This window comes from Staphylococcus coagulans (assembly GCF_022557135.1).
Classification (GTDB): Bacteria; Bacillota; Bacilli; order Staphylococcales; family Staphylococcaceae; genus Staphylococcus; species Staphylococcus coagulans.
The window spans coordinates 1,749,060-1,769,381 of record NZ_CP092966.1 but is presented as its reverse complement, the minus strand read 5'-3'; the positions used below and the strand labels follow the sequence as shown (position 1 = coordinate 1,769,381).

Genomic DNA, 20,322 nt, shown 5'->3' with positions numbered 1-20,322 from the left:
AATTTTAAGTATATTATTAATTTTAGAATAACAATGCTTCTTTAGGATATATTGCACTGAATAACATAGGTGATAAGTAGTAAGTAGAAGAGAATAAGCATTGCTTCGTGAGAAAGAAAAAGGACACTCCAATTCTATGACTAAAAGATTAATAAGTCTAAAACGATTATTGAGTGAAAATAATCTAAAAATCCCTTTTATAATAATCTAACTTATTGAATGGGTATCAAAGATTAGAAATTTCATCAGAACGTTTAAATTAAATGAATCATGATGATTGAGATTATTTACAGCGATAAAAACTATAATTGAAGACAAATTAAATGTAAAATACCTGTGAGGTTAGTATAATGATTTCGATTTTGAAACAAAAAAATTTCTTGAGTTTAATCAGCGGTAGTTTTATATCAAATTTAGGAGATGCTATGGCTAATTTGTTTTTAGTTTGGTTAATATATGCTATGACAAACCAGCCATTATATATCGCTATCTCATTACTTTGTTTAGAGGTACCTGCAATTTTGTTTTCGCCGCTAATTGGTCGTTGGATTGATAAAAATATAAAAGTAATAACATATACATCATTTTTATCGAGAGCGATTGTTTTTCTAATTATACCTATCATTTTATACAGTGACAAACTCTATATAGTGCTCTTTTTGTTATTTATCTCAGGTACATTTTCACCAGCTAATGATATATTATCTAATATCTTAATACCTAAAGTCGTTAATAAAAATGAATTAATATCTGCCAATAGTATTTATTATATCCAATTTGATGTAGCGCTTATTTTAGGCCCAATTATTTCAGGTGTTTTCTTGAGTCTTCATTATAATAGTATTGGTTTTATAGTTAACGCAATTACATTTTTAATTTCGCTCTTTTTATTTTTAAAACTTATAAATAAGCTAGATAATGAAAAAACTAATGATATAGAGCAGAAAGTGGTTCTAAAAGAACACTCTTTAAAAAACATTATAAAAGAAACAGGCGTTTTATCTTTGCTAGTCAATAACTCATTGTGGAATCTGCTTATATGGGGTGTTTATCCTGTTGTGATACCCATATTTATTAAGAATGAAATCGATAATAATCCAATTATATTTTCCGTGTTTTCATCTCTCTTATCTTTAGGGATTGTTATAGGGAGTATATTAATTTCTAAATTAAAAATTAAAAGTAGCAGAAAGATTATAGACTTTTCTATTATTGCGCATGGTATCGTCTTCTTTATTATAGGTACAACTCATAATGATTTTTTTCTTTCTATTACTAGCATTTTTATTTGGTATCATTTCTGTTCCAGCAATGATATTTTCTAAAACATATATCCAAGAAAATATACCTGAGCAAAATCAAGGAAGAATATTTTCCTTGCTGTATGCTTTTAGTACGGTAGGTTACCCTTTAGGACTAGCGATATCAGCTTTTATAGTTAATATCATAGGCGTTAGGTATGCTATCCTGACTTTATCAACGATACTTATTGTGACTATTGTTTTTTCAAAAATAACTAGAGGTGCTTACGAGAATTTCAAATCGTTAAATTAAAATGTGTACTGAATATAAAAAGCATTACTTTTACGCAATCGTTAAAAGTAATGCTTCTTAATTTATTGGGTTTAATGACATAATTAAGCGTTATATTTTGCATCCACGAGTTTAAGTGCTTTATTACGGTTGCTAAAATGTTTTTTACTTATTTGATCTAACGTTTGAATACCGTGTTTTTCTATTATTTTTGCTGCGGTGAGATCTACTTTATGACTCGCACCTTTTAATATAGGCATACGATATTTTTCTGATAATAAGTCCATGTGTTTAACAAAAGCGTAGCGTGAAATGATACTTGCTGCTGCAATGGCTAGTGATTTTGATTCACCTTTCGTTTCAAATTGTGTTTTGTCCAATTCAGGGACGTTACCTGATGCATATCTTTGATAAACAGCAGGTTGAGCGAATTGGTCAATTACAATGTAATCGAGCATTGTGCTATCGATTTTTTTTAATACATTTTTAATGCATTCGTTATGTAAGACAGCTTTCATTTTAACTTGTGACCAGCCCAAACTTTGGCGTTCATTGTATTTAGGATTATCGAGTACAAGTAGTGAGTGAGGTAAAAAAGTGACAAGTTGTTCTGCTAATTCTGTAATTTTAGCATCCGTTAATTTTTTTGAATCGTCGACCCCTAATTCTTTAAGGATGGGGATATTTTGTTTTGATACAAAACAAGCACATACCGTAAGTGGACCGAAATAGTCGCCACTCCCAGCCTCGTCGCTCCCTATACAGTTCATATTGTTATATGAAATGGAGGTTGTTGACTTTGATTGCGTTTGTGATGGGGGTGAAGAAGGACTTGCTTTCGATCCAAGAAGTTGCTTAGCGATTGCTTCAGCGTTTTGCCCTTGAAACATTACTTTTTTTGAATGATAAATACTAATCGTAGTACTTTTATATTTCGCACGTGCTTGCATCCCTGTAGGAAGGTTTTGCATTTCTGGTTTCAGTTGAGCTAAAAGTTGTTCGATGTCAGCTGAACTCAGTTTTACAACAATATTTGACATGTTTTAACCTCGCTTCTTATTTTTCCCCTCAAATCGTAACACAGCGACGAGAAGATATAAACGATAAAGTAGAATTCAAAGGTTTCGTCTATAACATGCAGTTTACCATTTGAAATCAACTTTCTATATGGAATATTATTTTATTTGAAGAATATTAATTGTAGATAATAAGCAATGTGACGTGAATTTGATATGTAGGTATAAATGAAAAAAGACGTTCTCTTAGTTTGTAGTTCTAACGAAGCATTGCACTCTGAATGATACACAAAAGCACCTATCTCGTGTATAATGAACCATGATGAATAAAAATGAAAATAGGGCTAGGTGAGTGAAGATGGGTGAGTTCAAAAATCGAATCAATGTAACGATTAATGATCAGAATTATACGATTTTAGGAGAAGACGATCCTGAACATATTCGTTATGTCGCTGACTTAGTAGATGGTAAAATAAAAGAGTTAGGACGCAAAAATGCAGGTTTGGATTCGGTTAGGAAATCTGTGCTAACCGCAGTCAATGTTATGCATGAACTCGTACTCTTAGAAGAAGAAAATGCGCGTTTGCGAGAAGAGATACAGCGTTTAAAACAAAGAGGCAACTAATGTGTTATTATTATTCATTTTAATTGTCATTTTTTTGTTTGCGATGACAGGGTTTCATAGAGGCAGGGTTGCAAGTGCACTACATTTAGGAAGTACGTTTTTTTCGTTATGGGTGGCAAGTCGCTTTTATCACCCACTCAGTCATTACTCTAAATTATTTATACCTTATCCAAGAACGCGTGCATATGAAACGGATTTTGTAGTAGCGTTAGATCATCACGAGGCAAGGTTCAATCACATTGTGGTGTTTCTCCTCATTGTGATTGTCGTCAAAACAATGATGTATCTTGTGATTAACAGTTTTGACCAGCTGTTTGAGACGCAACGGATGACAGTGTTCAATCGTTTAATGGGTGCATTTGTAGCATGTTGTTCTGCATTCATTTGTCTGCATTATATCTGCTTTTTATTTGCGTTATTTCCAGATGCAACCCTTCAAAATGCATTGGCGCATTCTATGACAGGTCAATGGTTCGTAAAAGAGGTTCCACTATTATCAGAGTTTACATTGAATTTAAAATAGACCAAATCAACGAGGCTGAAACGTAAATGGATCTCATACTGTTTCACCCTCTTTTTTAATGAGGTGATATGATGACAAAAAAAGAAGTAATTCGTTTATTAGAAAATATTGCGACATATATGGAATTAAAAGGTGAAAATGCGTTTAAAGTATCAGCATACCGCAAAGCAGTGCAGAGTCTAGAAGCTGATGAACGTACAATGGATCAAATTAAAGATGTGACAGAGTTAAAAAATATTGGGAAAGGTGTAGGAGAAGTGATCAACACGTTTGTACAAACCGGAAAATCTCCTACGTTAGAATCACTGAAAGCTGAAGTTCCGAGTGGCCTTATTCCTTTACTTAAAATAAAAGGATTAGGAAGTAAAAGAATAGCTAAGCTTTATCATGAATTAAATATCACAGATCAGGCTTCTTTTCAAAAGGCATGTGAAAATCATGAAATCAGTGCACTCAGTGGTTTTGGTAAAAAAACCGAAGAGAAATATTTAGAAGAAGTGAAAGCATTAGGTGCAAAAAAAGATCGTTATCCTATTGATACGATGATGGGTTTGAGTCGCACAATTGATGACTATTTACAAACAATTGACGAGATTGAGCGTTTTGAAGTTGCAGGTAGTTTTCGTCGTATGAAAGAAATGAGTAAGGATTTAGACTATATCATTAGTACGAATGCGCCTTTGAAAGTGCAAAAGCAACTGTTAGAGATGCCCAATAAAGTAGAAGATGTCGCGGTAGGTGAAACGAAAGTCTCATTGGAGTTGAGTTATGATGACGAGACGATTGGTGTGGATTTCCGTTTAATCGAGCCTAAAGCTTTCTATCATACACTACAACACTTCACAGGTTCTAAAGCCCATAATATTAGAATTCGTCAAATTGCTAAAGAAACACAAGAAAAAGTGAGTGAGTATGGGATTGAGCAACCAGATGGTCAGCTACTGCAATTGGATAGTGAAGCGGCGATTTATGAACATTTTGGTGTGCAATGGATAGAACCAAGTATGCGAGAAGATGGTTCAGAATTTGATAGAGACTTGTCAAAGATTATCAGATTAGAAGATATTAATGGTGACATTCATATGCATACGACCGCAAGTGATGGTGCACATCAATTGCGTGAGATGATTGAAGCGAATATTGAAAAAGGCTATGGTTTTATGTGTATCACTGACCATTCTCAAAGTTTACGAGTAGCTAATGGCTTGTCAGTCGAACGTTTATTAAAACAAAATGAAGAGATTAAAGCATTAAATGAAGAATATTCAGAGATAGATATTTATTCAGGGACAGAAATGGATATCCTTCCAGATGGCCGATTAGATTATGATGATGACGTATTATCACAATTGGATTATGTCATTGCATCGATCCATCAAAGTTTTAATCAATCTGAAAAAGATATTATGAAGCGTTTAGAAAGTGCGTGTCGAAATCCTTACGTTCGCCACATTGCTCACCCGACTGGACGCCTTATTGGGCGAAGAGACGGCTACAAACCAGATATTAGCCAGTTGGTGAAATTATGTCGAGAAACTGGCACAGTTTTAGAAATCAATGCTAATCCAAAACGGTTAGATTTAAGTGCCGAGGTGTTACGCCAAAATCCAGACTTAATGGTGTCAATTAATACAGATGCGCATCATACAAGACATTTAGATTTTATGAAATTTGGTATCGCAACAGCCCAAAAAGGTTTTGTAAAAAAAGAAAGTGTAGTGAATGCTATGTCTCGTGAAGCATTTAAATCATTTCTTACGAACCCAAAGCAACCTAAATAGAAATTGAGGGATTGGATGAAACAAAAAACTTTAGAAATATTAGAGTTTGATAAGATTAAATCATTGATAGAACAAGAAGTGATGAGTGATTTAGCAGTTGAAAAGGTTAAGCAGCTGACACCCTCTTCTGACTATGATACGGTCGTTTATCAAATGAATGAAATGGACGAAATTGCTAGAATTTATAATCAATATCGTATCCCGAGTATGAGCGGATTATCACGTGTAGAGCCTTTCATTAAACGTGCAACAATTGGCGGTACTTTAAATGTACAGGAATTAAATGCGATAAAGATGCTGATTCAAGTTCAAAATCAGTTTAAGACATTTTACAATCAAATCGTTGAAGATGAAGAGACGATTAATTATGAAATTTTGGACACACAGATGCAACAATTACCGGTCTTAACAGAGTTATATCAATCAATTCATCAAAAATGTGATAGTGATGATTTGTATGATTCTGCAAGTGTGCAGTTACAGTCGATTCGAAGTCGTATCTCTAAAACAAATCAAAATGTTAAAACACAGCTTGATCGCATTGTAAAATCTACCGGAAATCAAAAAAAGCTTTCTGATGCCATTGTGACAGTGAGAAATGAACGTAATGTTATTCCTGTTAAAGCTGAATATCGACAAGATTTTAATGGTATTGTTCATGACCAATCGGCTTCAGGTCAAACACTCTATATTGAGCCTGCATCAGTTGTAGAATTAAACAACCAAGTTAGCCGTCTACGCAGTGAAGAAGCAATAGAGCGTCAACGGATTTTAACTGAATTAACACAAGAAGTTGCAGAAGCAGCTGATGCTTGCTTGCTTTCTGAAAAGGTTATGGGACATTTAGACTTTTTGATTGGTAAAGCGAGATATGCCTCTAAAATCAAAGGGACTAAACCAGAATTTTTTAAAGAGCGACAAGTCTATTTGCCGAAAGCATTTCATCCACTCTTGGATCGTGAAACGGTTGTGGCGAATACTATAGAATTTGCTTCTTCTATTCAAACCGTAATCATTACCGGTCCGAATACGGGTGGTAAGACCGTAACGCTTAAAACATTGGGATTAATTATTATCATGGCGCAATCTGGTTTACTGATTCCAACTTTAGATGGCAGTCAATTGAGCGTATTTGATCATGTATTTTGCGATATTGGTGACGAACAATCTATTGAGCAGTCGCTTTCAACGTTTTCTTCACATATGAAAACCATCGTTTCTATTTTAGACGAAGCGAATGCACAAAGCTTGATACTTTTTGACGAATTGGGTGCTGGAACTGATCCAAGTGAAGGTGCGGCATTAGCTATGAGCATTCTAGATGATGTTCATGAGTTAGGCGCGCTTGTGATGGCAACAACGCATTATCCTGAATTAAAGGCTTATAGTTATAATCGCGCAGGTGTGATGAATGCAAGTGTTGAATTTGATGTCAATACGTTAAGTCCGACTTACAAATTATTAATGGGTGTACCCGGACGTTCAAATGCGTTTGATATTTCTAAGCGTCTTGGATTAAAATCTAAAATTATTCATCACGCAAAATCAATGATTGGTCAAGATGAACAAGAAATTAATGAAATGATTGCAGCATTAGAAAACAATGCAAAACGTGTAGACAATCAACGAATTGAATTAGATCGTCTTGTTCGTGAAGCTTCTCAAACGCATAAAGCATTATCAGCAGCATATGAGAAATATCAAAATTATGAAGCGCGGTTAATGGAAGAGGCTAAAGAAAAAGCGAATCAGCGTGTGAAATCGGCAATGGAAGAAGCAGATGATATTTTGAAATCGTTGCGAGAGATGCGCGATCAAAAAGGTGCAGAAGTTAAAGAACATGAACTTATCGAACAAAAGAAACGACTTGAAGACCAGTATGAAGCATCCTCAATCAAACAAAATGTTAAAAAGCAAAAATGGGATGATATTGTGGCTGGCGATGAAGTTAAAGTATTATCGTACGGTCAAAAAGGTGAAGTTTTAGAGCTATTGGATAATGAAGAAGCCGTTGTACAAATGGGGATTATTAAAATGAAAATCCCGTTAAAAGATTTAGAGAAAAAAGAAAAGACGAAAGAAAAAACGACAAAAATGGTCACAAGAACAAACCGTTCGCCAGTGAAAATGGAGTTAGATTTAAGAGGATATCGCTATGATGAAGCTATGATTGCTTTAGACCAATATCTTGATCAAGCGGTATTGAGCAATTACGAAGACGTTTATATTATTCACGGAAAAGGAACGGGTGCACTTCAAAAAGGTGTGCAACAACATTTGAAAAAACACAAAAGCGTCTCCACTTTTAGAACGGGAATGCCAAGTGAAGGTGGTTTTGGTGTGACGGTTGCTACAATTAAATAATGAGCAATTGTAGTGAAATGCTAAATACAATTTGTTATAATTTGACCATCACATGATAATTAAGGAGGCAACTTCCTATGGCATTAATAGAAGTAAAAGATTCAAATTTTGAAGAACAAATTAATGAAGGTGTTAAATTAGTAGACTTTTGGGCAACTTGGTGTGGTCCATGTAAAATGATTGCGCCTGTTTTAGAAGACTTAGCGCAAGATTATGACGGTAAAGTAGATATCTTAAAATTAGATGTCGACCAAAACCAAGCAACAGCTGCAAAATACGAAGTGATGAGTATTCCAACACTTATCGTATTTAAAGACGGTGAACCAGTTGATAAAGTTGTTGGTTTCCAACCAAAAGAAAATTTAGCTCAAGTTCTAGATAAACACATTTAATGTGAGTGCCTCTTTTTTAATTTAAACGAAAGACGTTATCGCATTATTATGGAAAATTAAAAGCGCAATAGGTGATGACATGATTGATGCGCTTAAAAGAAGCTAATATCTATAAAATCGCCATTGCGGGGGTGAGATAGATTATAATTGTAATTGATTATAATTCTATTTCACTCCCTTTTCATTGTTAGAGCTGGGGAAATAAAGAAGGTGAATGAATGATGGAGGATACAAAGCAGCATATTAAGCAAAAATTGTCTGTGTTGCCTATGGAGCCGGGTTGTTACTTAATGAAAGATCGGCAAGACCAAGTGATTTATGTAGGCAAAGCGAAGAAATTAAGAAATCGTGTCCGTTCTTATTTTACAGGTGCACATGATACGAAAACAACGCGACTTGTAAGAGAAATAGTTGATTTCGAGTATATTGTCACATCGAGCGAGACAGAGTCATTGCTATTGGAACTAAATTTGATTAAAAAGTATCAACCTCGTTATAACGTATTATTAAAAGATGATAAAAGCTACCCCTTTATTAAAATAACAAAAGAGCGACATCCTAAACTAATTGTAACCCGAACAGTTCGTAAAGGAAGCGGAAAATATTTTGGGCCTTATCCTAATGCTTATTCTGCACATGAGACAAAAAAATTATTAGATCGTATCTATCCATTTCGTAAATGTGATAAAATGCCAGATCGTTTATGCCTCTATTATCATATTGGGCAATGTTTAGGACCTTGTGTGTATCCGGTAGACCAATCTGAATATGAAAGAATGACAAGGGAAATTACCGAATTTTTAAACGGGGAAGATAAAACGATTTTAAGAAATCTTGAAGAAAAAATGCAAAAAGCAAGTGAGAATCTAGAATTTGAACAAGCGAAAGAATATCGTGATTTAATTCAACACATTCATAATCTAACCAAAAAGCAAAAAATTATGTCAGCCGATCAAACGGTTAGAGACGTTTTCGGTTATAGCGTGAATAAAGGATGGATGTGTATCCAAGTCTTTTTCATTAGACAAGGTAATCTGATTGAAAGAGAAGCAACGATGTTTCCATTGCAACAAACCCCTGAAGAAGAATTCTATACATTTATTGGTCAGTTCTATCAATTAAATCAACATTTCTTACCTAGGGAAGTTCACGTTCCTTCAAATCTTGATACGACTATGATTGGTTCAGTAGTAGATACAAAAATCGTTTCGCCTCAGCGTGGTCAAAAAAAGCAACTTGTTGATATGGCAAATAAAAATGCACATATTGCATTAGACAATAAATTTGAACTCATTGCTAGAGATGAATCTCGAACAGTCAAAGCAATCGAACAATTGGGCGATGCGATGGGGATTCAAACTCCCATTCGTATTGAGGCTTTTGATAATTCGAACATACAAGGTGTTGATCCCGTTTCTGCAATGGTCAGTTTTGTCGATGGAAAGCCAGATAAAAAAGGTTATCGTAAATACAAAATAAAATCTGTTGAAGGTCCAGATGATTATAAGTCTATGCAAGAAGCAGTGCGTCGTCGCTATACACGTGTGTTAAATGAAGGTTTGCCTCTTCCAGACTTGATTATTGTTGACGGGGGGAAAGGACACATGTCAAGTGTCGCAAGTGTATTAGAAAATGAGTTAGGCTTAGACATTCCCATTGCAGGGCTCGCTAAAAATGACAAGCACCAAACTTCAGAATTATTGTATGGAGAGACCGCACAAGTTATTCCTTTGAAGAAAAATAGTCAAGCCTTCTATTTATTGCATCGTATTCAAGATGAAGTGCATCGTTTTGCGATTACTTTCCATCGTCAAACGAGACAAAAAACAGGAATGCAATCGGTACTAGATCAAGTCGAAGGTATCGGTCCAAAACGTAAAACAAAATTATTAAGAACATTTGGTTCGATTAGAAAAATGCGTGAAGCAAGTGTGGAGCAACTTCAAGAAGCAGGACTGCCTAAAAATACGGCCACTTTACTCTATGAAACACTAAAAGAGAAAAATGAATGAATTTGGTATGAGAATCATTCTCATACCCAAATTTGTCACATTTAGTGTTACAATGAAGGAGAGTTGATTTCTTTTTTTATATTCATATGCAAACGTTTTCTAAAATCCGACAGTTAAAAAGAAATCAAAAATTTAAAAGTATTGCAGGGGGGACTTCCTTTGGCACAATCGAAGAATCAATTCTACCTTCGACGTTTACATTCTTTACTTGGTGTGATTCCATTAGGCGCATTTTTACTTGTTCATTTAATGGTAAACCATCAAGCAACACAAGGGGTAGAAGCATTTAATAAAGCGGCGCACTTTATGGAGTCGCTACCATTTCTATACGCCTTAGAGATTATCATGATTTATATTCCAATTTTATATCATGCAGTCTACGGCGTACATATTGCATTTACGGCGAGTCAAAATATCGGGCATTACTCGTATATGCGAAACTGGTTATTCTTACTTCAACGTGCATCTGGATTATTAACATTTGTCTTTATTATGATTCACTTATGGCAAACACGTATTCAAAAATTCTTCGGGCAAGAAGTCAATTTTGATATGGTCCATCAAATTGTTTCTAATCCAGCTTGGCTCATTTTCTATATTGTATGTATTATTGCGGTAGTATTCCATTTTTCGAATGGTCTTTGGTCATTCTTAGTTACATGGGGTTTCCTACAATCACCAAAATCACAACGCGTATTTACTTGGATTTCACTTATTGTGTTCGTGATTGTTTCTTACATCGGTGTTAGCGCAATTTTAGCTTTCGTATAACGTTTAATCATTTCAGGGGAGTGACAATTCTATGGCAGAGAAGAAAATTATTGTTGTCGGGGGCGGACTTGCCGGTCTCATGTCAACAATTAAAGCAGCGGAACAGGGAGCGCATGTAGATTTATTCTCAATTGTTCCAGTAAAACGCTCTCACTCTGTTTGTGCGCAGGGTGGTATTAATGGAGCAGTCAACACTAAAGGTGAAGGTGATTCTCCATGGATACACTTCGACGATACAGTTTATGGGGGCGACTTTTTAGCGGATCAACCTCCAGTTAAAGCCATGACTGAAGCAGCGCCGAAGATAATCCACTTATTAGATCGTATGGGCGTCATGTTTAACAGAACAAATGAAGGTTTATTAGACTTCCGACGTTTTGGTGGAACGCTACATCACAGAACTGCTTTCGCAGGTGCCACAACAGGTCAACAGTTGCTATATGCACTAGATGAACAAGTTCGTAGCTTTGAAGTTGATGGCTATGTAACAAAATATGAAGGTTGGGAATTTTTAGGTATCGTTAAAGACGAGGACAATGCCGCACGTGGTATTGTAGCTCAAAATATCACAACTTCAGAAATTCAATCTTTCGGTTCAGATGCTGTTATTATGGCAACAGGTGGCCCGGGTATTATCTTCGGTAAAACAACGAACTCTATGATCAATACAGGTTCTGCAGCTTCGATTGTTTATCAACAAGGGGTTAAATATGCTAATGGCGAGTTTATTCAAATCCATCCAACTGCAATTCCAGGCGACGATAAACTTCGTCTTATGAGTGAATCCGCACGTGGTGAAGGTGGACGTATTTGGACATACAAAGATGGTAAGCCATGGTATTTCTTGGAAGAAAAATATCCTGACTATGGTAACCTTGTACCGCGTGATATTGCGACACGTGAAATTTTTGATGTCTGTGTTAACCAAAAACTCGGTATCAATGGTGAAAACATGGTTTACCTCGATTTATCACATAAAGATCCACACGAGTTAGATGTTAAACTCGGTGGTATCATTGAAATTTATGAAAAATTTACTGGTGATGATCCGCGTAAAGTACCAATGAAAATTTTCCCAGCGGTTCACTATTCAATGGGTGGCCTTTATGTAGATTATGATCAAATGACAAATATAGATGGGTTATTTGCAGCAGGAGAGTGTGACTTTTCACAACATGGGGGTAACCGCTTAGGTGCCAACTCACTCTTATCCGCAATATATGGCGGAACAGTAGCTGGACCAAACGCAGTTAAATATGTTGAAAATGTTGAAAAATCATATGTCGACATGGATGAAAGTATGTATCAACGTCGTGTAGAAGAAGAGCAAGCACGTTTTGATAAGTTGTTGAATATGAAAGGAACAGAAAACGCATATAAACTGCACCGTGAACTTGGTGAAATTATGACAGCGAATGTAACGGTAGTACGTCATAACGATAATCTTTTAGAGACGGATAAAAAGATTGTTGAATTAATGAAACGTTACCACGATATTGACATGGAAGATACATCACAATGGAGTAACCAAGCGGTCTTCTTTACACGTCAATTGTGGAATATGCTTGTACTAGCACGTGTGATTACAATTGGTGCATACAATCGTAACGAATCACGTGGTGCACATTATAAACCTGAATTCCCGAACAGAAATGACGATGAGTGGTTGAAACATACATTAGCTGAGTATAAAGGACCAGAAGAAAAACCAGCATTCACGTATAAACCAGTTGATGTAAGCTTAATTCCACCTCGTAAACGTGACTACACAAGTAAGTCAAAAGGGGGTAAAAAATAATGGCAGAAACGGCAGAAAAACAACCAACTGAAACAAAAACTTCTAACAAAACAGTTACGTTAATTATTAAACGTCAAAAAGATCAAAATTCAAAACCTTATGAAGAAACATTTGTTATTCCTTATCGAGAAAACATGAATGTGATTGCTGCATTAATGGAAATTCGACGTAATCCGATTAATGATAAAGGGGAAAAAACAACACCTGTCACATGGGATATGAGTTGCTTAGAAGAGGTTTGTGGTGCGTGTTCAATGGTGATTAACGGGCGTGCACGCCAATCATGTTCTGCTATTGTTGATCAACTAGAACAACCGATTCGACTTGAGCCTATGAATACTTTCCCTGTTATCCGTGATTTACAAGTAGACCGTACACGGATGTTTGATAACCTTAAACGTATGAAAGCATGGGTACCTATCGATGGAACATATGACTTAGGACCAGGACCTCGTATGCCAGAGAAAAAACGTCAAACAGCATATGAATTATCTAAATGTATGACTTGTGGGGTATGCTTAGAAGTATGTCCAAACGTGACAAGCACTAACAATTTTGTAGGCGCTCAAGCTATTTCGCAAGTACGTTTATTCAACTTGCATCCAACAGGCGCTATGACTAAAGATGAACGTTTAAATGCGCTTATGGATCAAGGTGGCTTACAAGCATGTGGTAATTCACAAAACTGTGTGCAAGCTTGTCCTAAAGGTATTCCATTAACAACATCAATTGCTGCACTTAATCGTGAAACATCATTCCATATGTTCAAATCGTTCTTTGGTTCAGACCATGAAGTTGAATAATTGAAATATAGGCGGTGAATGGACTCAAATGTGAGTCTATTCACCGCTTTTTCTATTTCAAGATAAAAGAAAAAAGTACAGGAACGACTGGACGACACGTACGCTTTCAGTGTCCAATAATATAACAGATATGATAAAATAAAATACATAATGAAAATGAACAGGATGAATGTGATGGATAAACCGATTGGAGTTATGGATTCGGGCGTTGGGGGCCTTACTGTTGCGAAAGAGATTATGAGACAACTTCCTAATGAAACGATTTATTACTTAGGGGATGTTGGACGTTGTCCATATGGGCCGAGAAACCAAGAAGAAGTTAAACAGTTTACGATTGAAATGGCGATGTATTTAACACAGTTTGATATAAAAATGCTGGTAATAGCTTGTAATACAGCGACAGCCGTTGCTTTAGAACCTTTACAAAAGCAATTAAGAATTCCGGTTATCGGAGTGATTGAGCCCGGAGCCCGTACAGCAATTATGACAACTAAAAATCAAAACGTACTTGTTCTAGGGACAGAAGGAACAATTAAATCTGAAGCTTACAGAGAGCATATTAAGCGTATCAATCCTAAAGTAGATGTATACGGTGTGGCATGTCCAGGATTTGTCCCATTGGTAGAAGAAATGAAGTATAAAGATCCGACCATTACGAATATTATTATTCACCAAACGCTTAAGAGTTGGAGACAAACAGATGCGGATACAGTGATTTTAGGGTGTACCCATTATCCACTGCTTTATCAACCGATATTTGACTACTTTGGTAAAACGAAAACAGTCATTTCATCCGGTCTAGAAACAGCGAGAGAAGTGAGTGCACTTTTAACATTTAGTCAAGAGCATGCAAACTATGATCCACATCCGAAACATCGTTTTTTCGCAAATGGAGAAGTGAGATACATGACTTATATTATTAAAGAATGGCTCAACATAGACACACAAGTAGAACGCATACATTTAGGTGAGGAGGAATAAAAATGACGGATATTGTTATTGCATCGTCAAACAAAGGTAAAATAAACGATTTTAAAGTTATTTTTTCAGATTATAATGTAATTGGAATCAATGAAATCATTGAAGACTTTGATGTAGAAGAAACAGGGACTACATTTGAAGAAAATGCACGTTTGAAATCTGAAGCGGCAGCTAAAGCTTTAAATAAGACCGTGATTGCTGATGATAGTGGTTTAGAAGTAACCGCATTGAATGGCGAACCTGGCGTTTATTCAGCACGATATGCAGGGCTAGAGAAAAATGATGAAGCTAACATTCAAAAAGTACTCGAAGGTTTAGAAGATAAAAGCGATCGCACGGCTCGTTTTGTTTGTGTCATCAGTATGACCACTGCAGAAGGCGTAACGAAAACATTTAGAGGTACGGTTGAAGGGGAAATTACGTTGAACAAAATTGGTGAAAATGGATTTGGATATGATCCTATTTTCTTAGTACCTGACCAACAAAAAACAATGGCGCAATTAACAGCTGAAGAGAAAGCGGATATCAGTCATCGACGAAAAGCAATTGATCAACTGCAAGCCTATATTGAAGGTGAGGCAAAATGAAAAAGCTAATAGTCGCTAGTGATAACCATTCAGAATCAGGTATCTTGTATCAAATTTATGAAGAACACCAAGATGCAGATGCATTTTATCATTTGGGCGATTCTGAATTTGCCTATCAAGATACGGAGTTAAGCTTATATCATCGCGTAAAAGGCAACATGGACTTTTATCCTGAATTTCCAGAATCACAAGCAGACAATTTTGAAGAAGTAAATGTTTTTTACACACATGGCCATTTATTTGGAGTCAATCGTTCACGTGTAGAATTGGCATATGTTGCAGCACAACATCAAGCAACGATTGCATTATATGGACATACCCATGTGGCACGTTACGAAAAAATCAATGATGTACACGTGATTAATCCAGGAAGCATATCACAATCTAGAAGTGATATTGAAGAAACATATGCAGAACTGATAATCGATGGAAAAGACAGTGAAGTTCGATTTAGAAATCGTGATCACAAGATAATAGAAACAATCCCTTTCGAGCTATAAAGTAGCATTTTTAAATCGCTTATTTTATAAAGCGAGGATATTGCGACAGAATTATATTAATTAATGTACCATCTGTATTTATAGATATTTGAAGAAAGTCTTGTTTTGGCTCAGTCAAAGTGAATTATCATTTAAAAAATAAAAAAGCCGCTGTTCCATACTATTTTATGGATGCGCGGCTTTTTAGGTACATACATCATACATACGAGCGGTTCGTGTTAAAAGCAAGATTATTTGTTGTCGCCACCAAATAAACCTTTGATGAATTCGATGGCTTTTTTGATTAGGTTGATGATAAACATTGTCTTCACCTCCTTTGTATTTCTTAACTGTAGTATAACGGTTAATTTCCGAGTCTAGTGCATTTTGACCTACTTGGTAACTTTAGTTTCTTAAATGTAGTTAATAAACATATGTCTTACAGTCATGATTGCGTAAGTGTAGTATTTTATTAAATAATAAATATAAATAAAAAGTAATTATTGTATTATTCTGTATTTCAGATTTGCAAATTTATAAAACAAATATTATAATGGTAAACTTTGAACTTAAAAGGCTCAAAAAAATAGACTTTAAAAGTAAGAGGGGCTATTATTTCGAAAATGGAATAGTAGTTGAAAAATGAACATGATTAAATCATTTAAATTAGATTGCAAACTACTGATTATTTATAAAATGATAAACTTTTTATTAAATCTAAACAAATAGATTGCTTGATTATATTTAACTCTATATAATACAGCTTAATGCAATTGAAACATTGTAGACATTTGATTATAAGGGAGAAAAAAATTAGTGAAAAAAACGCAAAAATTCGGTATTAGAAAGCATAAATTTGGTGCTGCCTCGGTTTTATTAGGGATTATGGTATTTATAGGAATCGGTCATCATCATGAAGCTGAAGCCGCAGAAGATGTTAGAAAGCAAAATACAATAGGGAATAGAAATGAAGATAATAGTGAAATAGATGAAAATACTGCAGAACAAGTAAATATAGAGCAAGAGCAAAATCAAGATTTAAAATTACAGGCAGAAAATCAACAAAGCCAAAGTGAAAAACAAACAGAAGTGAATGCTGTTTCAGCACAACCGTTTAAAGCAGAAGCACAAGAGCAAGTGCCTTCGAATACAACAGTTGAAGCATCTGAGCGAAAATCTGAAGAAGTAGGTGAGGGGAAACCTGCAACTCAGAATCAAACAACTGCACCTCAGTCATTAACAGCGCCCACTACAGCAAAGAGCGCAGAAACACAAACATCCACATCACCACAAGTAAGGGCTACAACTTATAACAATACCCAACAAGGTCAAGACGTTACGAATAAAGTGAAAGTTACAAAGAGTTCAATTGAAGTACCAAACAATAATGAAAACGCCATTAATCCACATAATGCTGAACGAGCAAAACTAAATTATGAATGGGAGTTTGAACAAGGCATTAAAAAAAATGACTATTTCGATTTCACAATTTCTAATAATGTGAATACGAATGGTATCACTGTAAGAAAAAAAGTTCCTGATATAAAAAATGGGTCATTAGTTATGGCTACGGGACAAGTATTAGAAAATGGTGGAATAAGATATACATTTACAGATTATGTAGACGATAAAATTAATGTTAAAGCCAATCTTTCTTTAAACTTATTTATTGATCCAGTGGTCGTTAAAGAGGAAGGAAATCAAACGATAACTTCTAAAATTGGTGAACATACGGTAACAAAAGATGTAAATATCAAATATTTAAAAGGTGTTAGCCACAATGGAATAGAAGTAAATGGTTCCATCGAATCTTTGGATAAAGAAAAAGGAACATTTACACATGTTGCCTATATAAACCCAAATGGAAGAAGTATTGGCACCGTGAGCGTATATGGAAGAATTACTGAAGGACAAAAAGCTAATGCTGGCACGCCGAAAGTTCAAATATACGAATATGTGGGTCAAGGAAATTTACCAAGTAGTGTAATAATAGAAAAAGATAAAACAGATTTATATAAAAATGTAACAGATAGTTTAAAAAAGAATTTAACAATTAATAATGAAAACTATCAATTGAATTTTGAAAGCTTGAACAAAAAATATGTCATCGTTTATGAGGGGTATTACAAAAACGATACAGACAAATTCAATTTTCAAACTCAAATGAGTGGTTATCCTTCTTTTTATAGTAACTATTATTATAGTAATTACTATGGCAGTGCAATTTGGAACAATGGAATTAAGTTTTATGATAATAACGCCAATGGTGCTGGGGATAACGCACCAAAAGTAGAGAGTAATCTTTTCGAATTTGAAAAACTAACTGCTGCTGAAGGCGCAAGTGGTTTTAATGAAGGTACTATTGAAATAGAAGATACGAAACCATTAGAATGGGATGAAACTTCAATACCAGATGGAATGAAAGGTGAAAATTCTGGTGATATCATTACCGAGGATTCTAATCCAATCGAAATTTCAGAATCAACACATGAGAATTCAGAACATCATTCAGATGTTGTAGAGTTTGAAGAAGAAACAAATCCAGGTGGTAGTGAAAGTCAACATGAGTCAAATGTTGTTGAATATGATGAAGATACGGCTAAAGGTATTGTGACAGGTGCTGTGACTGACCATACTACAGTTGAAGATACAAAAGAATATACAACTGAAAACAGTTTAGTTGAATTAGAAGATACGTTGAATCCTAACGTGAGCGGACAAGCTGAAGGGCCTATTGAAGAAATCACTGAAAATGACGACTACAATGAAATGAGTGGTCTGGGCTTAGAAGGTGGAGATAGTGGTTACACAAAAACTGAAGAAATTGACGAAAATCATTTTATTGATACAAATAGTCAATTAGGAACTGAAAATGGAACAAATTCAGATAATCAAACATTTGAAGAGGATACAGAAGATGATAAGCCTGTATACCAAATCGGCTCAAGTCAAGAAATAGTCGAAGATACAACATTAGCAAGTGAAAGTGGAATGAATTCAGGCAACCAAACATTTGAAGAAGATACAAATGAGGACAAACCTGTATACCAAATTGGCTCAAGTCAAGAAATAGTCGAAGATACAACATTACCAAATGAAAGTGGAATGAATTCAGACAATCAAACATTTGAAGAAGACACAGAAGAAGATAAAGATGTTATCCAACAAGGTGGTCACAGTCCGGTAGATATTACTGAAGACACACAACCACAAATCAGTGGTCAGCATCAAGGTGAACAAACGTTTGAAGAGGATACTGTAACACCAGATCAACCGCAACCACCTGTTGATCGTGAGTTCACGCCTCAAGATAACGTACCGCCTATGCCACCTACAGATGAGGAAATATCGCCGAAGGATCCAGAAATGCTAACACCACCAGTGAATGAAGAAACTCAGCCAAATCAACCGCATCCTTCTTCACCACCAATGGAAAACATAACAGCTAATGATCCAAAAACACCAGTGGCGCCTAAAGATTTAGAGACAGTGCCATCTGTTTCAAAACAGACTACAATGACTAGTGGCCAGGCGAAGAAAACTAATCAATCTGAAGCCATGGTTCAAACAGAAAATCAAAAATCACAGATTAATCAAGCAGAAGATGCAAAAGAAAATCAACATAGTACTACTGACGAAAAAGCATTACCAATTACTGGACAAGGAAGAGCAAATCAAACTCCTGTTGTTTTAGGTACTATGATTGGCGTATTTGGACTGTTACTTCTACGTCGCAGAAAAAATAATCATCATACAAAATAGTATTGTATTTGTATGAAATAAATCTTTTGAATAAGGTTTTAAGCAAAAAGAGTTCGCTTTAAACGGGCTCTTTTTTGTTGTTTAATTTATGGAAAGTGATATGAATATAGAATTCTTAATTCGAAATTAATGTATAGAAAGTAAAGAGAGTTCATTATTGTTTTATTGTTGCTACTGATAAAGCGAATTCATAAGCTAAAAGAAATGATGAATATTTCTCAAAATCATTAAATTCATTTAATAATGATGATAAATATTTATGAATAGTTAATTAATAGTTAATTACTAAATGGTAGAAAATCATGTATTGTATATATCTGTTAGTTATAAAAATTGGAGGAAAAAATTTTGAAAAATAAATTGATAACAAAATCATTATTAGCAATTGCTACAATTGGAATTACAGCAACAACATTTATTGGAACTGCTGATGCAAGCGTAGTTAAAGGAACAAAAGAGAAAACAAATATCACTACTAAAATTGATGTAAATAATAAGTTTAATTTAACACCAAAAAGACAGCAACAACTTGAAAAAGCAAAACAATTAGTAACTGAATTCGAAAAAACACATACAGTTCAAGCACATCGAAAAGCACAAAGAGCCGTAAACATTGTTTCTTTTGAGTATCAATCTCAAAAAAATGAATTACAACAAAGAATAGAAAATGTTTTAAAACAAGGATATGTAAAATAATCAAGCATTTAAGTACTGGTTGTAGATTTTAATTCATGACATTACACTTTTTAAAGCTAACATATCGGTTAATCTGACATATTGAGAGTTTGTCAGAATGAATTCAATAAACCTATACCAACCAATAACTGACATGTCTATGCGATAGGAAAGTTTAAAATTTAATTTAATCCAATGAAGAGCGCCATGATTTCTAATA

General features: G+C 34.9%; 18 protein-coding genes. 16 read left to right on the top strand and 2 right to left on the bottom strand.

Features of this window, described 5'->3' with window-relative positions; all coding sequences use genetic code 11:
- The first annotated feature begins 350 nt into the window (after positions 1 to 350).
- Both KM149_RS08410 and KM149_RS12040 read left to right on the top strand, forming a co-directional pair.
- Entirely contained in the window at positions 351 to 1,325 is a 975-nt protein-coding gene (locus KM149_RS08410; protein ID WP_241415296.1) for an MFS transporter, read from the top strand.
- Positions 1,255 to 1,554 carry an MFS transporter gene (locus KM149_RS12040; RefSeq protein WP_425356268.1) on the top strand — a complete coding sequence of 100 codons (300 nt, stop codon included), beginning with the start codon at positions 1,255 to 1,257 and terminating at the stop codon, positions 1,552 to 1,554. The genes KM149_RS08410 and KM149_RS12040 overlap by 71 nt, the downstream gene beginning before the upstream one ends.
- A gap of 83 nt (positions 1,555 to 1,637) precedes the next feature.
- Here KM149_RS12040 and rnhC read toward each other — a convergent pair whose 3' ends face one another.
- The gene (rnhC, locus tag KM149_RS08405) at positions 1,638 to 2,573 is read right to left on the bottom strand and encodes a ribonuclease HIII (RefSeq protein ID WP_241415295.1); all 936 of its coding nucleotides are present in this window, start codon (positions 2,571 to 2,573) and stop codon (positions 1,638 to 1,640) included.
- A gap of 334 nt (positions 2,574 to 2,907) precedes the next feature.
- Here rnhC and zapA point away from each other — a divergent pair, with 334 nt between their 5' ends.
- From zapA to KM149_RS08345, 12 genes are all read left to right on the top strand, one after another.
- A complete protein-coding gene (zapA, locus tag KM149_RS08400; RefSeq protein ID WP_016424799.1) occupies positions 2,908 to 3,174 on the top strand; it encodes a cell division protein ZapA in 267 nt (88 codons plus the stop codon).
- A 1-nt stretch (position 3,175) separates the two neighbouring features.
- Positions 3,176 to 3,697, top strand: coding sequence for a CvpA family protein (locus KM149_RS08395; RefSeq protein WP_214970300.1), 522 nt, complete (start codon positions 3,176 to 3,178; stop codon positions 3,695 to 3,697).
- Between the two features lie 71 nt (positions 3,698 to 3,768).
- The gene (polX, locus tag KM149_RS08390) at positions 3,769 to 5,478 is read left to right on the top strand and encodes a DNA polymerase/3'-5' exonuclease PolX (protein WP_241415294.1); all 1,710 of its coding nucleotides are present in this window, start codon (positions 3,769 to 3,771) and stop codon (positions 5,476 to 5,478) included.
- A 15-nt stretch (positions 5,479 to 5,493) separates the two neighbouring features.
- Positions 5,494 to 7,842, top strand: coding sequence for an endonuclease MutS2 (locus KM149_RS08385; protein ID WP_241415293.1), 2,349 nt, complete (start codon positions 5,494 to 5,496; stop codon positions 7,840 to 7,842).
- Positions 7,843 to 7,919: 77 nt separating this feature from the next.
- Positions 7,920 to 8,234, top strand: coding sequence for a thioredoxin (trxA, locus tag KM149_RS08380; protein WP_050331318.1), 315 nt, complete (start codon positions 7,920 to 7,922; stop codon positions 8,232 to 8,234).
- Positions 8,235 to 8,455: 221 nt separating this feature from the next.
- Complete coding sequence (uvrC, locus tag KM149_RS08375) at positions 8,456 to 10,246, top strand: excinuclease ABC subunit UvrC (RefSeq protein WP_060830071.1); 1,791 nt, start codon at positions 8,456 to 8,458, stop codon at positions 10,244 to 10,246.
- Between the two features lie 159 nt (positions 10,247 to 10,405).
- Entirely contained in the window at positions 10,406 to 11,017 is a 612-nt protein-coding gene (locus KM149_RS08370; protein WP_016424805.1) for a succinate dehydrogenase cytochrome b558 subunit, read from the top strand.
- 31 nt (positions 11,018 to 11,048) lie between these two features.
- Positions 11,049 to 12,815, top strand: coding sequence for a succinate dehydrogenase flavoprotein subunit (sdhA, locus tag KM149_RS08365; protein WP_016424806.1), 1,767 nt, complete (start codon positions 11,049 to 11,051; stop codon positions 12,813 to 12,815).
- Entirely contained in the window at positions 12,815 to 13,618 is an 804-nt protein-coding gene (gene sdhB / locus KM149_RS08360) for a succinate dehydrogenase iron-sulfur subunit (protein ID WP_050345787.1), read from the top strand. The genes sdhA and sdhB overlap by 1 nt, the downstream gene beginning before the upstream one ends.
- Before the next feature lie 174 nt (positions 13,619 to 13,792).
- The gene (gene racE, locus KM149_RS08355) at positions 13,793 to 14,599 is read left to right on the top strand and encodes a glutamate racemase (protein ID WP_016424808.1); all 807 of its coding nucleotides are present in this window, start codon (positions 13,793 to 13,795) and stop codon (positions 14,597 to 14,599) included.
- Positions 14,600 to 14,601: 2 nt separating this feature from the next.
- Positions 14,602 to 15,186, top strand: coding sequence for an XTP/dITP diphosphatase (locus KM149_RS08350; protein WP_050331314.1), 585 nt, complete (start codon positions 14,602 to 14,604; stop codon positions 15,184 to 15,186).
- On the top strand, positions 15,183 to 15,686 hold the full coding sequence (locus tag KM149_RS08345) for a YfcE family phosphodiesterase (RefSeq protein WP_241415292.1): 504 nt from the start codon (positions 15,183 to 15,185) through the stop codon (positions 15,684 to 15,686). Before KM149_RS08350 ends, KM149_RS08345 begins: the two co-directional genes overlap by 4 nt.
- 230 nt (positions 15,687 to 15,916) lie before the next feature.
- On the opposite strand, the gene KM149_RS12035 is transcribed toward KM149_RS08345, so the two are convergent.
- A complete protein-coding gene (locus KM149_RS12035; protein ID WP_095658923.1) occupies positions 15,917 to 15,988 on the bottom strand; it encodes an epsilon family phenol-soluble modulin in 72 nt (23 codons plus the stop codon).
- Between the two features lie 493 nt (positions 15,989 to 16,481).
- Here KM149_RS12035 and KM149_RS08340 point away from each other — a divergent pair, with 493 nt between their 5' ends.
- Together KM149_RS08340 and KM149_RS08335 are read left to right on the top strand one after the other, a co-directional pair.
- Positions 16,482 to 19,427 (top strand): Ig-like domain-containing protein, encoded by a 2,946-nt coding sequence (locus tag KM149_RS08340; RefSeq protein WP_241415291.1) that lies wholly within the window; start codon positions 16,482 to 16,484, stop codon positions 19,425 to 19,427.
- A 348-nt stretch (positions 19,428 to 19,775) separates the two neighbouring features.
- Entirely contained in the window at positions 19,776 to 20,123 is a 348-nt protein-coding gene (locus KM149_RS08335; protein WP_182281348.1) for a fibrinogen-binding protein, read from the top strand.
- The last annotated feature ends 199 nt before the right edge of the window (positions 20,124 to 20,322 follow it).

What these genes read in the sequence shown, in the direction of transcription:
- KM149_RS08410 (WP_241415296.1), top strand. Translation starts at nt 351, where the DNA reads ATGATTTCGATTTTGAAACAAAAAAATTTCTTGAGTTTAATCAGCGGT.
- KM149_RS12040 (WP_425356268.1), top strand. Translation starts at nt 1,255, where the DNA reads ATGATTTTTTTCTTTCTATTACTAGCATTTTTATTTGGTATCATTTCT.
- rnhC (WP_241415295.1), bottom strand. Translation starts at nt 2,573, where the DNA reads ATGTCAAATATTGTTGTAAAACTGAGTTCAGCTGACATCGAACAACTT.
- zapA (WP_016424799.1), top strand. Translation starts at nt 2,908, where the DNA reads ATGGGTGAGTTCAAAAATCGAATCAATGTAACGATTAATGATCAGAAT.
- polX (WP_241415294.1), top strand. Translation starts at nt 3,769, where the DNA reads ATGACAAAAAAAGAAGTAATTCGTTTATTAGAAAATATTGCGACATAT.
- KM149_RS08385 (WP_241415293.1), top strand. Translation starts at nt 5,494, where the DNA reads ATGAAACAAAAAACTTTAGAAATATTAGAGTTTGATAAGATTAAATCA.
- trxA (WP_050331318.1), top strand. Translation starts at nt 7,920, where the DNA reads ATGGCATTAATAGAAGTAAAAGATTCAAATTTTGAAGAACAAATTAAT.
- uvrC (WP_060830071.1), top strand. Translation starts at nt 8,456, where the DNA reads ATGGAGGATACAAAGCAGCATATTAAGCAAAAATTGTCTGTGTTGCCT.
- sdhA (WP_016424806.1), top strand. Translation starts at nt 11,049, where the DNA reads ATGGCAGAGAAGAAAATTATTGTTGTCGGGGGCGGACTTGCCGGTCTC.
- sdhB (WP_050345787.1), top strand. Translation starts at nt 12,815, where the DNA reads ATGGCAGAAACGGCAGAAAAACAACCAACTGAAACAAAAACTTCTAAC.
- racE (WP_016424808.1), top strand. Translation starts at nt 13,793, where the DNA reads ATGGATAAACCGATTGGAGTTATGGATTCGGGCGTTGGGGGCCTTACT.
- KM149_RS08350 (WP_050331314.1), top strand. Translation starts at nt 14,602, where the DNA reads ATGACGGATATTGTTATTGCATCGTCAAACAAAGGTAAAATAAACGAT.
- KM149_RS08345 (WP_241415292.1), top strand. Translation starts at nt 15,183, where the DNA reads ATGAAAAAGCTAATAGTCGCTAGTGATAACCATTCAGAATCAGGTATC.